General features: G+C 61.5%; 12 protein-coding genes. 8 read left to right on the top strand and 4 right to left on the bottom strand.

Annotated elements, in window-relative coordinates; translation table 11 throughout:
* Positions 1 to 389 precede the first annotated feature (389 nt).
* Together D882_RS0123415 and D882_RS0123420 are read right to left on the bottom strand one after the other, a co-directional pair.
* A complete protein-coding gene (locus tag D882_RS0123415; RefSeq protein WP_027925488.1) occupies positions 390 to 1,727 on the bottom strand; it encodes a lysine N(6)-hydroxylase/L-ornithine N(5)-oxygenase family protein in 1,338 nt (445 codons plus the stop codon).
* 133 nt (positions 1,728 to 1,860) lie between these two features.
* A complete protein-coding gene (locus tag D882_RS0123420; RefSeq protein WP_027925489.1) occupies positions 1,861 to 2,343 on the bottom strand; it encodes a sigma-70 family RNA polymerase sigma factor in 483 nt (160 codons plus the stop codon).
* A 301-nt stretch (positions 2,344 to 2,644) separates the two neighbouring features.
* On the opposite strand from D882_RS0123420, the gene D882_RS0123425 reads away from it, so the two are divergent.
* Genes D882_RS0123425 through D882_RS0123435 form a run of 3 tightly spaced genes read left to right on the top strand, consistent with a single transcriptional unit; the run spans position 2,645 to position 7,193 of the window.
* The gene (locus D882_RS0123425) at positions 2,645 to 3,817 is read left to right on the top strand and encodes an efflux RND transporter periplasmic adaptor subunit (RefSeq protein WP_027925490.1); all 1,173 of its coding nucleotides are present in this window, start codon (positions 2,645 to 2,647) and stop codon (positions 3,815 to 3,817) included.
* Complete coding sequence (locus D882_RS0123430) at positions 3,818 to 5,791, top strand: MacB family efflux pump subunit (protein WP_027925491.1); 1,974 nt, start codon at positions 3,818 to 3,820, stop codon at positions 5,789 to 5,791. It abuts the gene before it with no gap.
* Positions 5,792 to 5,798: 7 nt separating this feature from the next.
* Positions 5,799 to 7,193 carry an efflux transporter outer membrane subunit gene (locus tag D882_RS0123435; RefSeq protein ID WP_027925492.1) on the top strand — a complete coding sequence of 465 codons (1,395 nt, stop codon included), beginning with the start codon at positions 5,799 to 5,801 and terminating at the stop codon, positions 7,191 to 7,193.
* 137 nt (positions 7,194 to 7,330) lie between these two features.
* Here D882_RS0123435 and D882_RS0123440 read toward each other — a convergent pair whose 3' ends face one another.
* Positions 7,331 to 8,959 carry a hypothetical protein gene (locus D882_RS0123440; protein WP_027925493.1) on the bottom strand — a complete coding sequence of 543 codons (1,629 nt, stop codon included), beginning with the start codon at positions 8,957 to 8,959 and terminating at the stop codon, positions 7,331 to 7,333.
* Between the two features lie 246 nt (positions 8,960 to 9,205).
* On the opposite strand from D882_RS0123440, the gene pvdM reads away from it, so the two are divergent.
* The 5 genes from pvdM to D882_RS0123465 all read left to right on the top strand — a co-directional run bounded on the left by pvdM (position 9,206) and on the right by D882_RS0123465 (position 17,222).
* Entirely contained in the window at positions 9,206 to 10,555 is a 1,350-nt protein-coding gene (gene pvdM, locus D882_RS0123445) for a pyoverdine-tailoring dipeptidase-like protein PvdM (protein ID WP_027925494.1), read from the top strand.
* Between the two features lie 30 nt (positions 10,556 to 10,585).
* On the top strand, positions 10,586 to 11,866 hold the full coding sequence (locus tag D882_RS0123450) for an aminotransferase class V-fold PLP-dependent enzyme (protein WP_027925495.1): 1,281 nt from the start codon (positions 10,586 to 10,588) through the stop codon (positions 11,864 to 11,866).
* Between the two features lie 58 nt (positions 11,867 to 11,924).
* Positions 11,925 to 12,791, top strand: coding sequence for a formylglycine-generating enzyme family protein (locus tag D882_RS0123455; RefSeq protein WP_027925496.1), 867 nt, complete (start codon positions 11,925 to 11,927; stop codon positions 12,789 to 12,791).
* Between the two features lie 116 nt (positions 12,792 to 12,907).
* A complete protein-coding gene (locus tag D882_RS0123460) occupies positions 12,908 to 14,557 on the top strand; it encodes a cyclic peptide export ABC transporter (RefSeq protein WP_027925497.1) in 1,650 nt (549 codons plus the stop codon).
* Between the two features lie 187 nt (positions 14,558 to 14,744).
* The gene (locus D882_RS0123465; protein WP_027925498.1) at positions 14,745 to 17,222 is read left to right on the top strand and encodes a TonB-dependent siderophore receptor; all 2,478 of its coding nucleotides are present in this window, start codon (positions 14,745 to 14,747) and stop codon (positions 17,220 to 17,222) included.
* Between the two features lie 220 nt (positions 17,223 to 17,442).
* Here D882_RS0123465 and D882_RS0123470 read toward each other — a convergent pair whose 3' ends face one another.
* Positions 17,443 to 18,399 (bottom strand): alpha/beta hydrolase, encoded by a 957-nt coding sequence (locus D882_RS0123470; RefSeq protein WP_027925499.1) that lies wholly within the window; start codon positions 18,397 to 18,399, stop codon positions 17,443 to 17,445.
* Positions 18,400 to 18,507: the final 108 nt, after the last annotated feature.

Below are 18,507 nucleotides of genomic sequence, written 5' to 3' on the forward strand. Positions count from 1 at the left end.
TTCGAGCAGGCGTGTCGAGTCGCTGCGATGACGACCAGGCAGGCGCCATCACACGAGAGTGTGTCGATGAGAGGACATCGGGTCGTGCCAGGACTGGCTCGACCGGGAGGCCGCTGCTCGCTGTACGGCGAGACAACGGCACAAAAAAGCTGCGCGTTATCTTGCCGAGAAGGTGCCGGTTACTGAAACCGGCCGACTACTGTCACTCGAACAAGTACCCACTGTGGGTCTCCGCTATTGATGAAAACGCGCGAAGCTTACGCCGCGATTTATGCAGAGTAAACGAAGGAACAGTGTGCGGTGGGGGAATCGCGGGGTTCTTCAGGAAGGGTTCAGGATTGCTGCGCAGATCATTCCCACGCTCCGCGTGGGAACGATCGCAGTGAGAGTCAGCTGGCAGTCGCCAGTAGCAAATCCACCACCGACCGGCTGTGCCCGCGGTTTTTGCCATGCTCATACAACGAACCGGCAATCTCGTCCGCCCGAATTGGCAGGATCGACAACAGCGTGTCGCTCAACCCATGGCTCGCCTGGCAGAAGCCCTGCATATAGATGCCGGCCTTGCAGCGCTCGTCAGTGATCAGCTTATAGTTGCGATCCACTTCAAAATCACCCAGGTACTGCTCCAGCGGCGCCAGCAATTTGCGGTGCATCTGCCGCTCGTAACCGGTGGCCAAGACCACGGCGTCGTAGAGACGAACCGTGACTTCACCCGTGGCGTTGTTGCGCACGGCCAACTCGATACCGTGTTCAGTGGCCGTGGCTTTTTCAATCGTGGTCAATGTGCGGAACGCGTGACGGGCAATGCCCGATACTTTCTGGCGATAGAAGATGCCGTAGATGCGTTCGATCAGATCGATGTCCACCACCGAATAATTGGTGTTGTGGTACTCGTTGACCAGACGTTCACGCTCGCTGTGGGCTTGCTGGAACACCAGGTCGGTGAACTCCGGCGAGAACACTTCGTTGACGAACGGGCTGTCATCCGCCGGTTTCAGTGCCGAGCCGCGCAGGATCATGTCGACCTGCACCGAGGGGAAGCTGTCGTTCAGATCGATGAACGCTTCCGCCGCGCTCTGCCCGCCGCCGATGATGGCGATGCTCATAGGCTGGTTGTTCACGCACGGTTGCGTGGCCATTTGCGCCAGGTACTGCGAGTGGTGGAACACGCGTCCGTCATCCTTCAGCGCCTTGAACGCTTGCGGAATGCGCGGCGTACCGCCGGCGCTGACCACCACCGAACGGGTGGTGCGCACGTGCTGCTGACCTTGGGCGTCGCGCGAGATCACCCGCAGCGCTTCGACCTGCTGGCTGTGCACCACCGGTTCGATGGTCAGCACTTCTTCGCCGTAACGGCTCTGCGATTCAAATTGCGCAGCGACCCAGCGCAGGTAGTCGTTGTACTCCATGCGGCACGGATAAAACGTGCCCAGGTTGATGAAGTCCACCAGGCGACCGTGATGCTTGAGGTAGTTGACGAAGGAATACGGGCTGGTCGGATTGCGCAGCGTCACCAGGTCCTTGAGGAACGAGATCTGCAGTTCGCTCTGGGTCACCAGGGTGTTGCCGTGCCAGCGGTAGTCCGCCTGCTTGTCGAGAAACAGAACATCCAGCTCGCCCTGGCGTGGCCCTCGCTCTTGCAAAGCGATGGCCAGCGCGAGGTTCGAAGGGCCGAAACCGACGCCGATCAGGTCGTGAACGATGGGCGATGCAATTGCCTGTGTCATTTCCAGTGTCCTCTGGATGAACCCCTCAACCGATGGGGAGTAAGCCTAAGTGACCTGACCGGCCTTGGGCAGGACAGCAGGTCGTCTGTTGAGTAGGAACGAGGACAGTGAAATAAAATTTAATCAGCGGGGATCAATGGGCGTCCCACTGACGCATCCGCACCCGGCAATGCTTCATCGCATTGACGATATGCTTTTCCACCAAGGCCCGCGAAATGCCCAGCTGTTCGGCGATCTCCGGGTGCGACAGGCCCTCGATCTTGCGCAACAGAAAACTCTCGCGACACAGCCGTGGCAGCTCCGCCAGGGCACGCTGGAGCATTTGCAGGCGCTGGCCGTGATCGAGGCAGTTGTGCGGAGATGGCGTGAAGTAGCGTTCTTCGGTGTCGAGCACGTCCAGCGACTCGACCTGACGCAGGGCATTGCGCCGATGGTCGTCGATCACCAGATTGAGCGCGGTGCGGTACAGAAACGCCCGGGGCTGTTCGATGGGCGTGTCGCTGGAGCGCTCCAGAACCCGCACATACGCGTCATGCACCACATCTTCGGCCACCTGACGGTTGCCTAGCTTGGCGTTCAGGAAACACACCAGCTCGCGATAGTAGTTTTCCAACATGACTCCCGGCCGCACGGGTGCGGTTTCTGTCCTTGAGCCCCCTCGTCGACCGCCGACATAGGCAGTGGCACGATAGTGGCAGTTCGAGATGCGTAATTTATAGTAATTCTCATATAGATTTAAAGTACTGCTTGTCCTTGCCGCACAAATAGTCCTGAGCTACAGGTGTAACCCTATGTGTCCGCACCTAAATTCCCCGCACCATTCCTCGTTTACAGGACAGCTCCCCGTCTCTGTCGGCTGTCGCTGTTAGCTGCGCGCAGGTTGAACGACGGGCCGATACCCATGGCCGGAACCCTGCATGAAACGTCCCCGACACACCCGACGCGCCCTGCTTGCGGCACTTAGTCTGATCCCCGTTATCGCCGTCGCCGCGTGGCAAATCATTCCGCCCGGCCGCGACAGGTTCGCCACCGTGTCCGTCAGCCGCGGCGACATCGAAAGCAGCGTCACCGCGTTGGGCACCCTGCAACCCCGGCGATATGTCGACGTCGGTGCCCAGGCCTCCGGGCAGATCCACAAGATTCATGTGGAGGTCGGCGACGTGGTCAAGGAAGGCCAGTTGCTGGTGGAAATCGATCCGTCCACGCAACAGGCCAAACTCGACGCAGGGCGTTTCTCCATCGAAAACCTCAAGGCTCAGCTCCAGGAGCAACGGGCCCTGCACGAACTCGCGCGGCAGAAATACCAGCGTCAGCAGAACCTCAAGGTCGGTGGCGCCACCCGCGAAGAGGACGTGCAAACCGCGCAAGCTGAACGGCGATCCACACAGGCGCGTATCGACATGTTCCAGGCGCAGATCCGTCAGGCCGAAGCCAGCCTGCGCAGCGATCAGGCCGAACTCGGTTACACGCGAATCTATGCGCCCATGTCCGGAACGATCGTCGCCCTCGACGCCCGGGTCGGCCAGACGCTGAACGCACAGCAACAAACGCCGCTGATTCTGCGCATCGCCAAACTGTCGCCGATGACCGTGTGGGCCGAAGTCTCGGAAGCCGATATCGGCCACGTCAAACCCGGCATGAATGCCTGGTTCACCACCTTAAGCGGTGGCAATCGTCGCTGGAGCAGCACGGTGCGGCAGATTCTGCCCGTACCGCCCAAGCCACTCGACCAGACCAGCCAGGGTGGCGGCAGCCCAGCCAGTTCGAGCAAAAGCGGCAGTGCCCGCGTGGTGTTGTACACCGTGTTGCTCGACGTCGATAACGCCGACAACGCGCTGATGGCCGAGATGACGACGCAGGTGTTTTTCGTGGCCGACCAGGCCAAAAACGTCCTCACCGCGCCCATTGCCGCGTTGCAAAGTGGCGCGGAACCGGACACCCAGACCGCACACGTCGTGGCCAAAAACGGCAGCATCGAGTCGCGTCAAGTGCGCACCGGCATCAGTGATCGCCTGCGCGTGCAAATCCTCGATGGCCTGCGCGAAGGCGATCACCTGCTGATCGGCCCGGCTGACGGGAGTGGCGGCTGAATGCAGACGCCCCTGATCGATCTGCACGAGATTCGCAAAGCCTACGGCGGCGGCGATTCTCCGGAAGTGCATGTGTTGCGCGGCATCGACCTGTCGATTCATGCCGGCGAGTTCGTGGCGATTGTCGGCGCCTCCGGGTCCGGCAAGTCGACACTGATGAACATCCTCGGCTGCCTCGACCGCCCGACGTCGGGCGAATACCGCTTCGCCGGGGAAAACGTCGCCGGGCTCGACAGTGACGAACTGGCCTGGTTGCGCCGTGAAGCCTTCGGTTTTGTGTTTCAGGGGTATCACCTGATCCCCTCCGGCTCGGCCCAGGAAAACGTCGAGATGCCGGCCATCTACGCCGGCTTGCCGGCCGCCGAGCGCCACGTCCGCGCCGCTGCCCTGCTCGACCGTCTCGGTCTGGCCTCGCGCACCGGCAATCGTCCGCATCAACTCTCCGGTGGCCAGCAACAACGGGTGTCTATCGCCCGCGCCTTGATGAACGGCGGTCATATCATCCTTGCCGACGAACCCACCGGCGCCCTCGACAGCCACAGCGGCGCCGAGGTCATGACCCTGCTCGATGAACTGGCGAGCCAGGGTCATGTGGTGATCCTGATCACCCACGACCGCGAAGTCGCGGCTCGGGCCAAGCGCATCATCGAAATCCGCGACGGCCTGATCATCAGCGACAGCGCCCGCGATAACCCTCAAGCCCAGACCTCAGCCAACCCCGGTGCGTTGCAAGCCGTGGACTTGCGCAAGCGTCTGAGCGAAGGTGCCGAAGCCACCGGCGCGTGGAAAGGCGAACTGATTGACGCGGTGCAAGCGGCGTGGCGGGTGATGTGGATCAACCGCTTCCGCACCGCGCTGACGCTGCTCGGGATCATCATCGGCGTGGCCTCGGTGGTGGTGATGCTCGCCGTCGGCGAAGGCAGCAAGCGCCAGGTCATGGCGCAGATGGGCGCCTTCGGTTCGAACATCATTTACCTCAGCGGCTCGGCGCCGAACCCGCGCACCGCGCCGGGCATCGTCACCCTCGATGACGTCGCGGCGGTGGCCAGCCTGCCGCAAGTGATGCGGATCATGCCGGTCAACGGCCAGGAAGCCGGGGTGCGCTTCGGCAACCTCGACCACTTGAGTTACGTCGGCGGCAACGACACCCACTTCCCGGCGATCTTCAACTGGCCGGTGGTCGAAGGCAGCTACTTCACCGAGGCCGATGAGCGAAACGCCGCGGCAGTCGCGGTAATCGGCCACAAGGTACGGAGCAAATTGCTCAAGGACGTGGCCAACCCGATTGGCCAATACATCCTGATCGAAAACGTGCCATTTCAGGTGGTCGGCGTGCTCGCGGAAAAAGGCGCCAGCTCCGGCGACTCCGACAGCGACGACCGCATCGCCATCCCCTACTCCGCCGCCAGCGTGCGGCTGTTCGGCACGCATAATCCGGAATACGTGGCCATCGCCGCCGCAGACGCGCGCAAGGTCAAAGATACCGAGAGAGCCATCGAGCAGTTGATGCTGCGCCTGCACAACGGCAAGAAGGATTTCGAACTGACCAACAACGCGGCGATGATCCAGGCCGAGGCGCACACGCAAAACACCCTGTCGCTGATGCTCGGCTCGATTGCTGCGATTTCCTTGCTGGTGGGCGGCATCGGCGTGATGAACATCATGCTGATGACCGTGCGCGAACGCACACGGGAGATTGGTATCCGCATGGCCACCGGCGCCCGGCAGCGCGACATTCTGCGCCAGTTTCTGACCGAGGCGGTGATGCTCTCGGTGGTCGGCGGGCTGGCCGGGATTGCCCTGGCGCTGATCGTCGGCGGTGTGCTGATTCTCAGTGAAGTCGCTGTCGCGTTTTCCTTGATAGCGGTGCTCGGCGCCTTCGGCTGCGCCCTGGTCACCGGTGTTGTCTTCGGCTTCATGCCGGCCCGCAAAGCTGCCCGACTCGACCCGGTCACGGCCCTTACCAGTGAATGATTTCTCCATGAAGCCGCCATTAAGTCTGTTGACGCTCTGCCTGTTGCTCGGCGCGTGCGGCACACCCGCCCAACGCCCCGACGCCGGTATCGAGCCACCCGTTTCCTGGCAATCGCCGCACACCCAAGACGCCGCGCGCAGCAACCCGCAATGGTGGACGCAGTTCGGCAGCCCGCAGCTGGATCAACTGGTCGAACAGGCGCGGGTCGGCAGTTTCGATCTGGCCGCGGCCATCGCCCGCGTGCGTCAGGCCCAGGCCGAAACGGTGGTGGCCGGCGGTTCGCAACTGCCGGAGGTCAAGGCGGGTTTGAATGCCAACCGCCAGAAACTGCTGCGCGGCAGCGGCTACAGCCAACTGGATGCCGACAGCGACAACAGCGCCGTGGACTACTTCAACGCCAACCTCAGCGCCAGCTACGAAATCGATTTCTGGGGCGGCCAACGTGCGTCCCGCGACAGCGCGCAATTTGCTTTGCAGGCCAGCCAGTTCGATCAGGCAACGGTGGAACTGACGCTGCTCAGCAGTGTTGCCAGCGGCTACGCGCAAACCCTGTCGCTGCGTGAACAGAGCCGCATCGCCGAGTTGAACCTAGCGAATGCGCAAAACGTGTTGAAGCTGGTGCAGACGCGGTTTGACTCAGGCTCGGCGACCGCGCTGGAACTGGCTCAGCAGAAAAGCCTGGTCGCCGCGCAACAACGGCAATTGCCGCTGGTGCAGCAACAGGCGCAGGACGCGTCGATCAGTCTTGCCGCCCTGCTCGGCCGACCGGTTCAGGCGCTGGCATTGGGTCAGGAACACTTTGATCAACTGTCATGGCCGACCATCGGCGCCGGCCTGCCCAGCGAACTGATCAGCCGTCGCCCAGACATTGCCCGTGCCGAGGCGCAACTGGCGGCGGCGCAGGCGGACGTCACCGTGGCCCGCGCCGCGATGTTGCCCACCGTGACGTTGAGCGCCGAAATCGGCTCGGGCGCGGATCGCGCGTCGGACATTCTGCGCAGTCCGTTCTATAACCTCACCGCCGGGTTGCTGGCGCCCGTGTTCAACAACGGACGCTTGGGCGCCGAGCGCGACAAGGCCACGGCCCGCCAGGAGGAACTGCTGGAGACCTATCGCGGCGCGATCATCAACGGTTTCGCCGACGTGGAAAAAGCACTGAACAGCATTCGCGGGCTGGATGAACAGCGGCAATGGCAAGGTGAAGAACTGAAGCAGGCGCGGACCGCATTCGATATTGCGCAACGTCGCTATCAGGCTGGGGCCGAGGGTTTGCTGACGGTACTGGAGACGCAACGCACGCTGTATGCGGCGCAGGATTTGAATGTGCAACTGCGATTGTCGCGGTTGCAGGCGAGTATTGCGCTGTACAAGGCGCTGGGTGGGGGGTGGCAGGTTTTGTGATGTTGAGTGTCAGTGAGTCCGCCATCGCGGGCAAGCCCGGCTCCCACAGATTTTATGTGTGCCGCATGTTTTGGACACGACGCATAACCTGTGGGAGCCGGGCTTGCCCGCGATGAACGATAACGCGGACTAACTGATTAACTGGTAACCGGCTTAGCCTTCAAATGCCGCGCATACCAGGGCCGCTGCGGCACTTTCCTGAACAAGTCCGCGAGCTTCGTCTCATCCTCGCCAAACGTTATCCGCAGCGCCATCTTCATGGTTTCCGGGTCCATCTCTACCGACTTGCCCGCCTGCAACCCCGGCGTTGTATTGCAACCGTGAGTGCTCGGCCCCAGCCACGGGTCATCGACCTCTACCCACCGCCCTGGCGCAAACCACGCCACGCCGCTCACCTCGAGTCGTCTCACCTCCCCCGGATGAAAACGCTCGTGCGCGCGAAACCAGTCTTCCAGTCGATCATCGATCCAGCCATGGAAATGCCAGAACACCGGGTTCACATGGGACGAAAACGGATCGCCGAGAAAGTCGTTTTCCGGCGCAAACCAGCGTGCAGAGAAGTCTGATGGATCCCGGGCGAACGGCACCGGATGGCCGTTGGACGGATCACGCGGCACCGAGGCCCAGCGCATGTGCAGCCAGTCGTGCAGGCCCAATTCAACCTCTGAACCGAACTGACCCAGGGTCAGCTTCGACAGGTAACGCGGGTCGCGGTAGCGCGACTCCCAGACCTGGAAGTTGCTGTGATAGGTCTCGGCGGTCTTGATGTCACTGACCCATTGCGAATAGTCGGCATCGTCGTCGGCCAGCCAGGTCGGCGGCAGCGCGGTGCCGTCGTGGTTGTCGCAGTACTGGGCGAAGCCGATGCGGTCACGGGCCAGTTCCGGTTGCGGTAACGGGAAGTGCTGCCACGACGGCAGGTCCTGCATCGACCGCGCCGTACCGAGCATATGCCGGTGCATGAAGAAAAAATCCACGCCCGACCCGTTGCGATCCTTGCGCGCACCGCGAGCATCGCGCTCCTTGTCTCGCGGACCTGGCTGCCAACCGAGGCCGCGCAAGGCATTGCGCTTGTCTTCGGCCAGGGTGTGCCATTTGTCCCGCGAGGCATGCCAGAGCTGGTGAAACAGCCGATGCTCGGGGGAGATCAGCCAAGCCAACAATGGCGCATTGAGCCCGGTGCGTTCGCGGGCTTCGGGGAAAACCCGTTTGACCGCGACGAAGCGGTTGTCCTGCGCGGTCATCATCAGCGGCCGATCGAGGTTCAATACGCGACCGCTGAGGGTGCCGCTGCCGGCATTGCCGAACCCGGCCCAGACTTCGTCCAGGGTCATGCTGAATTCGTAATCGGAGGTGCCGTTGGCTGCGTCGGCACTGACCAGCCGCCAACTCAATTGCGCCGCGTTGGCATCGGCCAGATCGCCGAGCACCCGGTAGCGCGGTGTTTCGTTTGAACGCAAACGCTCGGCCGTGTCGAGGAACCCGATCAGGCCGCGTCCTTTGTGGCCGACGTCAAGAAACACTTCCAGACCGTCGCGAGGCAACCCTTCGATCCCGGCGTCACGCCCTTCGAAACGAATCTGCCAGACGCCCCGCAGCGTGTCCGCCAGCCGCTGGCCGGCGACATCCGCCACCTCAAATGAGGCTTCGCCGGGGGTGATCGTCGGATCCGGTTTCGTCCATTCGCGATGCCCATAAAAAACCGCAGGCACGGCAGCGCCGGTCAGCACCAGGCCCGCCATGAACCCTCGTCGAGAAATCGTCATTGCCCTACCTGTGTCAGCCATGAAGCAGGCTTTATCCAAGCTAGAACGTTCGCCCCCTCCAAAAATTTAAAAGCATCGCGAGCAAGCTCGGTCCCACTGTGGTTCTGCGGTGTTCACAAAATCCCTGTGGGAGCGAGCTCGCTCGCGATGAGGCCATCAGCCGCCCTAAATTTCCAACGGCATCACTCGTCCATCCCAGATAGCAAAGCCCCCCACACCGGGGCAACGAACCTGACTGAGATGAACATGAAAAAACCACGTTCAAAAAAGGCGCTGTACCTCGGCTTGCCCCTGGCGCTGGCCATCAGCGCCGGTGGCGGCTATGCCGTCTGGGATCACTGGTTCAAGGACAACCCAGGCTACCCGGTCAAGGTGATGCAACAGGCCGATGAACTGCAAACGCGCATCCTCTCCTTCGACAGCCACGTCACCGTGCCGCTGGACTTCGGCACCGCCGGTAATGAAGCCGACAAGGATGGCAGCGGCCAATTCGACCTGGTCAAGACCGGACGCGGACGCCTGTCCGGCGCGGCCCTGACCATCTTCGGCTGGCCGGAAATCTGGAACGGCGCCAACGCCCCGCACCGCCCCACCGCCGGTTTCGTCGACGAAGCCCGGTTCGAGCAGGAAACTCGCTACAAAATCATCAGCGCCATGGTTCGCGATTTCCCCAACCAGGTCGCCATCGCCTACACCCCCGACGATTTCCGGCGCCTGCATGGCGAAGGCAAGTTCGCGGTGTTCATGAGCATGCTCAACGCCTACCCGCTGGGCAACGACCTCAATGCACTGGACACGTGGGCCGCCCGTGGCATGCGCATGTTCGGCTTCAGTTACGTGGGCAACAACGCCTGGGCCGACTCGTCACGACCGCTGCCGTTTTTCAATGATTCGCGCGATGCCCTCGGTGGCCTGTCGAACATCGGCAAACAAGCCGTGCACCGCCTCAACGACCTCGGCGTGATCATCGATGTCTCGCAGATGTCGACCAAGGCCCTGGAGCAAGTCGCGCAACTGAGCCGCACGCCGATGGTCGCCTCGCACTCGGCGCCACGTGCGCTGGTGGACATCCCGCGCAACCTCAGCGACCAGGAAATGCAGCTGATCAAGAACAGCGGCGGCGTGGTGCAGATTGTCGGCTTCCCGACCTACATCCGCCCCTTGAGCCAAACCACCCAGGACAAACTCAACGCCCTGCGCGCCCGCTTCGACCTGCAACCGTTGCAAGGCCTGGAAATGGCGCTGATGCCCGGCGACCCGGTGATCACTGTCTGGTCCGAGCAGCGCTTCGGCGAGTACGCCAGCCAGCTCTACGCGATTGTCGACGAAGAACCGAAAGCCACGCTCAAGGACTACGGCGATGCGATTGATTACGCGGTGAAGAAAATCGGCATCGACCACGTCGGCATCAGCTCCGACTTCAACGACGGCGGCGGCCTGGATGGCTGGAAGGATGTCAGCGAAGCGCGCAACGTCACCGCCGAGCTGATCAGTCGCGGCTACAGCGAGGCCGATATCGCCAAGCTGTGGGGCGGCAATTTCCTGCGGGTCTGGGACCAGGTGCAGAAGGCTTCCCGGCCGATGGCGAACAACTGAATCCCCTTTGCAAAAAAGCGAACCTTGCTGATGACCAACCGTCGTTCATTCCTCAAGCAGGCCGGGATTCTCGCGGCTGGCCTGCCCCTGAGCAGCGCTGTGATGTTGCCGGCACGGGCTGCCACGACGCAGCCGCTGGCCAAGGACAAGTGGGCGCAATTGCGCCAGCTGTTCGATCAGGACCCGGACTATTTGCACTTCGCCAACTTTCTGGTGACATCGCACCCGCGACCGGTGCGTGAGGCCATCGAACGACACCGCGCCAACCTCGACCGCAACCCCGGCCGGGCGATGGACTGGGACCTCGGTGAAACGGAAAAACGCGAACAGGACGTGCGCGTCTGGGCCGGGCGTTACCTCAAGTCCAAGCCTGAGCAGATCGCCCTCACCGGCAGCACCACCGAAGGCTTGTCGCTGATCTACGGTGGCATTCATGTGCGCGCGGATCAAGAAATCCTCACCACCGAGCACGAACATTACGCCACGAACTATGCGCTGGATTACCGCCAGCAAAAGGACGGGGTCAAGGTGCGCAAGCTCAAGCTGTTCGAGAACAGCCACGACGTGTCCGTCGACGAAGTGCTCGGTTCCATCGCCAAAGGCATCCGCCCACACACTCGCGTGCTGGGCATGACCTGGGTGCAATCTGGCAGTGGTGTGAAACTGCCGATTGGCGAGATTGGCAAATTGGTGGAAGAACAGAACCGCAACCGCGACGACAAGGACCGCCTTCTGTATGTGGTCGACGGCGTGCACGGTTTTGGCGTCGAAGACCTCGACTTCCCCGACATGCACTGCGACTTCTTCATCGCCGGTACTCACAAATGGATGTTCGGCCCGCGCGGCACCGGGATCATTTGCGCCCGTTCCGCCGAGCTCAAGGACGTCACGCCGACCATTCCGACGTTCTCCGAAGCCACGACCTTCTCGACGATCATGACCCCCGGCGGCTATCACAGCTTTGAACACCGCTGGGCGCTGGACGAGGCGTTCAAGTTGCATCTGCAGCTGGGCAAGGCCGAGGTGCAGGCGCGGATTCATGCACTCAATACCTATGCGAAAAACCGCTTGCTGGAAAACCCGCAGATCGAACTGGTCACGCCAAAGAGCCCGGACCTGTCGGCCGGTTTCACCTTCTTCCGGATCAAGGACCGCGACTGCGAAAAAGTCGCCGCCTGGTTGATGGAAAACCGCGTGGTCTGCGACTCGGTGGAGCGCGATGTCGGCCCGGTGATCCGGATTGCGCCTGGTTTGCTCAACACCGAAGACCAGATCGACCGTTTCATAACCCTGCTGAACAAAACCGCATGACGCCATGACTCCTACATTGGTCGTGGCGTGACACCCGTTTTTTATATCGAGACGACTCATGAACCGAGATCATTTGACCCTGCCGTTCAAGGCCCTGGCCCTGGCCGCACTTATGATCGGAGGCGCCCAGGCCGCCACCGCATCGCCACCTGGCAAAGTATTCAAGGACTGCCGCGACTGCCCGGAAATGGTGGTACTGCCCGCCGGCACCTTCACCATGGGCACACCGGACGATGAAATCGGCCGCGAACCCGACGAAGGCCCGATGCACGACGTGACCTTCGCCAAGCCGTTCGCCATGAGCCGCTTCCAGGTCACCGCCGGCGAATGGGACAGTTACGTGCGCGAGAGCGGCGTGATCATTGCCAATGGCGATACCCGGCCGGGCCGCGAGTGCGTGGCCAGCAAGCCGCGTTATCCGCAAACACCGCGCCAGCCGGCGGTATGCATGAACTTCGACGACGTTAAAAACTACGTCGCCTGGCTGTCGAAAAAAACCGGGCAGAACTACCACATGGTCAGCGAAGCCCAACGGGAATACGCCGCGCGGGGCGGCACCAAGGGCCCATTCCCCTTCCCGTTCGATGAGGGCAAGGCCTACAGCATCGCCAAACACGCCAACACCTACGGCCCGGCAGACGGTTACAGCTACAGCTCGCCCGTGGGCAGCTACCCGCCGAACACCTTTGGCATGTACGACATGCACGGCAACGTGTACGAATGGGTCGAAGACTGCGAACACCCGGACTACGTCGGTGCCCCCACCGATGGCAGCGCGTGGGTTGAGGCCAACTGCGAAGCCGTGCGCATACGCGGTAATGACTGGGGTGAAGCGCCAGTGTTCTCGCGCTCGGGCAACCGCAATAGCCAGTACCCGCAAGAGCGCGGGGACTGGATCGGCTTTCGCGTGGTGCGTGACCTCTAAGAGCCACTGAAATCCCCTGTAGGAGTGTGGCGGCCATCAGTCGGTGGTCGCTAAATTAAGCCTTCGATCAGACGTTCTACTGGGTATCTGCCTTTCCACCCAAGGAACCGTCCTCCATGACCCAGCCTCCCCGTGGCGCCATCGGCGAATTGTTCGCCCTGTTGAAACCCTTTCGGCTGATCGTCGCCGCGTCCATTTTCCTGGGCATGGTCGGCGGCTTGAGCGTCACGATCTTGCTGGCGACCATCAACAACGCCCTGCATTCGGACACCGGCCTGACTCAGGGCGTGGTCGCGCTGTTCGCCGGCCTGTGCCTGCTGGCGCTGCTGAGTTCGATCTGCTCCGACATCGGCACCAACTACGTTGGCCAGCACATCATCGCCAAGCTGCGTAAACAGCTGGGCGAAAAGGTCCTGTCGGCGCCCATCGAGCAGATCGAGCGCTACCGCAGCCACCGGCTGATCCCGGTGCTGACCCACGACGTCGACACCATCAGCGACTTCGCTTTCGCCTTCGCCCCGCTGGCGATTTCGGTGACCGTGACCCTCGGCTGCATGGGTTACCTGGCGATCCTGTCGTGGCCGATGTTCCTGATCATGGTCGCCGCCATCCTGATCGGCACGGCGATTCAGGCCTATGCCCAGAGCAAAGGCGTGCAGGGTTTCATGGCTGCCCGCGACGCTGAAGATGAACTGCAAAAGCACTACAACGCGATTGCCGAAGGCGCCAAGGAACTGCGCATCCATCGCCCGCGCCGCCAGCGCATGTTCGTCTCGGGCATCAAGGCCACCGCCGAGTTCATCTGCAACACCCAGGTGCGTTCGATCAACACCTTCGTGATCGCCAAGACCTTTGGCTCGATGCTGTTTTTCGTGGTGATCGGCCTGGCGCTGGCACTGCAAACCTTCTGGCCGAGCGCCGATAAAACCGTGATGAGCGGTTTCGTGCTGGTGTTGCTGTACATGAAAGGCCCGCTGGAACACTTGATCAGCACCCTGCCGATTGTCAGCCGGGCGCAGATTGCTTTTCGCCGTATCGCCGAGTTGTCCGAGCAGTTTTCCACCCCGGAACCGCATCTGCTGCTGAGTGATCAGGGCCAGGTCAAACGAGCCGTGCACGAACTGAAGCTGGCCGATGTGCGTTTCGCTTTCCCGGCCGTTGAAGGGGCGGCGCCGTTCCAGCTCGGGCCGGTCAACCTGACGATCAAGCAAGGCGACATCACCTTTATCGTCGGCGAGAACGGTTGCGGCAAGACCACATTGATCAAGTTGCTGCTGGGTCTGTACACGCCGCAGCAGGGTGAAATCAGCGTCAACGGCGAGGCCATCGACGCGCAGAATCGCGATGACTATCGCCAGTTGTTCACCACGATTTTCGCCGACTACTACCTGTTCGATGACGTGGTCCAGGGCGATACGCACATCCCCGAAGACGCCAACCAATACCTGCAAAGGCTGGAGATCGCGCACAAGGTCAGCGTCAAGGACGGCAACTTCACCACCACCGACCTCTCCACCGGCCAGCGCAAACGCCTGGCGCTGGTCAATGCGTGGCTGGAGGAACGTCCAGTGTTGGTGTTCGATGAATGGGCGGCGGATCAGGACCCGACCTTCCGCCGAATCTTCTACACCGAGCTGCTGCCGGACCTCAAACGCCTGGGCAAGACCATCATCGTGATTTCCCACGATGACCGCTATTTCGATGTCGCCGATCAACTGGTGCGCATGGATAGCGGCCGGGTGGTCACCGAACTCGCCCCTGCCTGAAAGCCCCCTAGAGACCACCCCTGCTGCTACAGACCGCATCGGAGCATGACGGGCGTTTTCGCCCAGTTTCATCTTTCTGACATTTATTTCTCAGGTTTCTTTCCGGTTTTACGTCCACGCCCCGTCTTAATAATCATTCTTATTAACAATAACTTTGCACCACACTTTTCAGGAGCTCAGGTAAGTAATGCGACCTCAACCACGCCGCACACCTCTCGCGCTGGCCGTACAGCGCCCGACTTTGCATCGCACCCTGTTTACAAGCGTATTGCTGACCGCCACCTTGCTGGGGAGCTCGATGGCCAATGCTGCACCTGTAAAAGTGAATATTGCCGTCCAGCCGCTTTCCAATGCGCTGACCGAACTGGGCATGCAGACCAATCTGCAGATCCTCTACAGCCCGGATCAGGTGGCCGGCATCAAGTCCCGTGCGGTGTCCGGTTCGCTGGAACCGTCTGATGCCCTGAAGGCATTGCTGCAAGGCTCCGGCATTTCGTTCCAGATCAACGGCAACACCGTGACCCTGATGTCCGGTGGCGGTTCGGGCCTGCAACTGGGCGCGACCACCATTTCCGGCCAGGCCCTGGGCCTGACCACGGAAGACACCGGCTCGTACACCACCGGCGCCACCGCCTCCGCGACCGGGCTGCCGCTGAGCATTCGTGAAACCCCGCAATCGGTCACCGTGGTGACGCGTCAACAGATGGACGATCGCGGTGTACAGAGTGTGTCTGACGCCTTGCGCAACACCCCCGGCGTCACGATGCAGAAGTACGACAGTGACCGCACCGAGTTTTCCGCCCGTGGCTTTGCCATCACCAACTTCCAGTACGACGGCGTCAACATTCCCTACGACGGCGTGTACGGTGAAAACCCGAACAACGGCGACGACGCGGCCAGCCTCGACCGCATCGAAGTCGTCAAAGGCGCTACCGGCCTGATGACCGGCGCGGGCGACCCGTCGGCCACCGTCAACCTGATCCGCAAGAAACCGACCAAGGAATTCAAGGCCTCGGTCAGCGCCACCGCCGGCTCCTGGGACAATTACCGCACCGAGGGCGACATCTCCGGTTCACTGACCGATACCGGCAACGTACGGGGTCGCTTCGTCGGCGCCTACCAGGACAAAGACTCGTACATCGACCACTACAGCCAGAAAAAAGACCTCTTCTACGGCATCATCGAAGCCGATCTGACGGACGACACCTTGCTGACGTTTGGCATCGACAAGTCCAGTGTCACTCCACGCGGCAGCACCTGGACCGGTAACGCACCGTACTTCACCGACGGCAGCCGTACCGACTTCTCGCGCAGCTTCAACCCGGGTGCCGACTGGAGCCGCCGCGATTTCGACAGCACGACTTACTTCGCGTCGCTTGAACAAGCGCTGGCCAATGGCTGGAAATTCAAGGCCAGCTTCGACCAGAAAACCACCGATCACGACACCCAACTGGCCTCGGCCAGCGGTGGCTCCGCAGACCCTGTCACGGGCGAAGGCAACTTCCTGTACTGGGGTCGCTGGGAAGGTCATCGCGTGCAGAACTCCGGTGACGTGAACATCTCCGGCCCGTTCTCGCTGGGTGGTCGCGAGCATGAACTGGTCGCCGGTTTCATGGCGGCCCACTCGCGCCAGACCGGTGCGACCTACGACACCAGCGCGTTTGAACTGGTGCCGGGCAGCATCTTCGACTGGAACGGTCACCTGCCGAAACAGGAGTTCCCGAAAAACGGCAAGTACGAACGCACCCAAAGCCAGAACGGTATCTACATGGCCACGCGCCTGCGTCCGACCGACGACCTGTCGTTCATCCTCGGCGGCCGTTTGAGCACCTTCAAGTACAACGAAGACTACTCGTACTATCCGGGGGCAACCCTGACCGACACCCATGCCAGCTACAAGGAACATGGCGTTGTCACGCCGTACGCCGGTGTGGTCTATGACCTGAACGATACGTACTCGGTGTATGCCAGCTACACCAAGATCTACCAGCCACAAATCTACCTGGACGCAAGCGGTTCGACCCTCGACCCGGTTGAAGGCGACAGCTACGAGACGGGGCTGAAAGCGGCTTACTTCGAAGGCAAGCTGAACGCCACCTTTGCCTTGTTCCAGATCAATCAGGACAACGTTGCCCAGTATGTCACCACCGACGTCGGCACCGGTCGAGACGTCTATGAAGCCATCTCCGGCGCCACCACCAAAGGTGTCGAAATGGAACTGGCCGGCGAACTGGCCGAGGGCTGGAACCTGTCGGCCGGCTACACCTACGCCCGCACCCGCGACAAGGATGAGCAACGTATCTACGGGTTCCCGCTGGCCTCCAGCAAACCGGAACACGTCGTGCGCACCTTCACCACCTACCGCCTGCCGGGCGCGCTGGATCAGTTCACCGTCGGTGGTGGCATCAGCTGGCAAAGCGCGTTCTACGGCCAGAGCTACAGCCCGAACGTGGGTAATGGCGAAGGTGGCAACACCCTGCTCAAGCAAGGCGGCTACACCCTCGTCGACCTGATGACCCGCTACCAGTACGACGAGCACCTGAGCTTCACCGCCAATGCCAACAACGTCTTCGACAAGAAGTACATGTCTGGCCTGGGTAACTTCGGTACGACGTTCTACGGCGAGCCGCGCAACCTGCAGATCACGGCGAAGTATGATTTCTGAGGGGTGAGCTGAAATGAAAAATGCCCGTGTCGTGAGATGCGGGTATTTTTTTGGCCATGATTTATGGTGAGTCTGATGACGCTATCGCGAGCAAGCTCGCTCCCACAGTGGACCGGTGTGAACACAGATTATTTGTCCACTGAAGATCCCTGTGGGAGCGAGCTTGCTCGCGATGGCGATAGTCGCTTCACCAAAAAACCATCAAGCCCGACACAAAATATCAAACCCGGGAGCGCACCCACCCCGCCACTTCCGCATGAATCCCCTCAACCTCCCCCAACAACCCCGCCATGCGCATAAAGTCATGGGTCATCCCAGGCTGTTCCAGCAACGTCACCTCATTCCCCGCCGCACGCAACAGGTCGGCATAGGCCAGCCCTTCATCATGCAGCGGATCATGCCCGGCCAAGTACACCAGCGCCGGTGCCACGCCGGATAAATCCGCCGCCAGCAACGGCGAGCAGCGCCAGTCCGAAAGGTCCTGCGGCGTGCGCCCGTAATGCGCGTAGAACCAATCGAGTGTTGGCGTTTCCAGCAGATAACCCTCAGCGAAATCCCGATGCGAGGCACGCTGGGTCGTCGCCTCCGTCACCGGGTACAGCAACACCTGCGCCTTGGGTTTCAACGCCAGCTCCTCAGGCTCACGCACCGCCATGATCGCCAACACCGTGGCCAATGTCGCGCCCACGCTGTCACCGACCAATGCCACCCGATGGGCATCCAGCCCTCGTGCCGCGCCTTCACGCACCAGCCAGTTGCCAGCGTCGCAGGCATCCTGCACGGGCGTCGGGAAACGCCATTCCGGTGCCAGTCGATAATCCACGGTCAGCAACGCAAAACCGCCCTGGGAGGCCAGGCGTCGGCACAACGCATCATGGGAATCGAGACTGCCGACCACATAGCCGCCGCCATGGAAATACAACACCACCGGTTGCATGCCCTCGACCGTTTGCCCGTCGCGATACAAGCGCGCCGACAGGCTATGACCGTCGCGGGCAGGAATGGTGAAATTTTCACAGACCACGGTTTCCAGCGGCACGTCGAGAAACGCCGACGACGCTTCAAAATCGATCCGCGCCTGTTGTGCTGACAGCTCATGCATCGCGCGGCTTTTGCCGGTCATCCGGCTGAACTCGGCGAGTTCGAGAAATGCTTCAAGTTCTGGCAATACGGCCATGGAATGAGTCCTTTAAACAGAGAGATCAATAATCGAATCTGGACATGTAGGAGCATGGCTTGCCCGCGATAGCGCCCTTGAGATCGCCATCGCGGGCACGCCTTGCGC

The organism is Pseudomonas sp. URMO17WK12:I12, from assembly GCF_000514395.1.
Taxonomy (GTDB): Bacteria; Pseudomonadota; Gammaproteobacteria; order Pseudomonadales; family Pseudomonadaceae; genus Aquipseudomonas; species Aquipseudomonas mucoides.

What these genes read in the sequence shown, in the direction of transcription:
- D882_RS0123415 (WP_027925488.1), bottom strand. Translation starts at nt 1,727, where the DNA reads ATGACACAGGCAATTGCATCGCCCATCGTTCACGACCTGATCGGCGTC.
- D882_RS0123420 (WP_027925489.1), bottom strand. Translation starts at nt 2,343, where the DNA reads ATGTTGGAAAACTACTATCGCGAGCTGGTGTGTTTCCTGAACGCCAAG.
- D882_RS0123425 (WP_027925490.1), top strand. Translation starts at nt 2,645, where the DNA reads ATGAAACGTCCCCGACACACCCGACGCGCCCTGCTTGCGGCACTTAGT.
- D882_RS0123430 (WP_027925491.1), top strand. Translation starts at nt 3,818, where the DNA reads ATGCAGACGCCCCTGATCGATCTGCACGAGATTCGCAAAGCCTACGGC.
- D882_RS0123435 (WP_027925492.1), top strand. Translation starts at nt 5,799, where the DNA reads ATGAAGCCGCCATTAAGTCTGTTGACGCTCTGCCTGTTGCTCGGCGCG.
- D882_RS0123440 (WP_027925493.1), bottom strand. Translation starts at nt 8,959, where the DNA reads ATGACGATTTCTCGACGAGGGTTCATGGCGGGCCTGGTGCTGACCGGC.
- pvdM (WP_027925494.1), top strand. Translation starts at nt 9,206, where the DNA reads ATGAAAAAACCACGTTCAAAAAAGGCGCTGTACCTCGGCTTGCCCCTG.
- D882_RS0123450 (WP_027925495.1), top strand. Translation starts at nt 10,586, where the DNA reads ATGACCAACCGTCGTTCATTCCTCAAGCAGGCCGGGATTCTCGCGGCT.
- D882_RS0123455 (WP_027925496.1), top strand. Translation starts at nt 11,925, where the DNA reads ATGAACCGAGATCATTTGACCCTGCCGTTCAAGGCCCTGGCCCTGGCC.
- D882_RS0123460 (WP_027925497.1), top strand. Translation starts at nt 12,908, where the DNA reads ATGACCCAGCCTCCCCGTGGCGCCATCGGCGAATTGTTCGCCCTGTTG.
- D882_RS0123465 (WP_027925498.1), top strand. Translation starts at nt 14,745, where the DNA reads ATGCGACCTCAACCACGCCGCACACCTCTCGCGCTGGCCGTACAGCGC.
- D882_RS0123470 (WP_027925499.1), bottom strand. Translation starts at nt 18,399, where the DNA reads ATGGCCGTATTGCCAGAACTTGAAGCATTTCTCGAACTCGCCGAGTTC.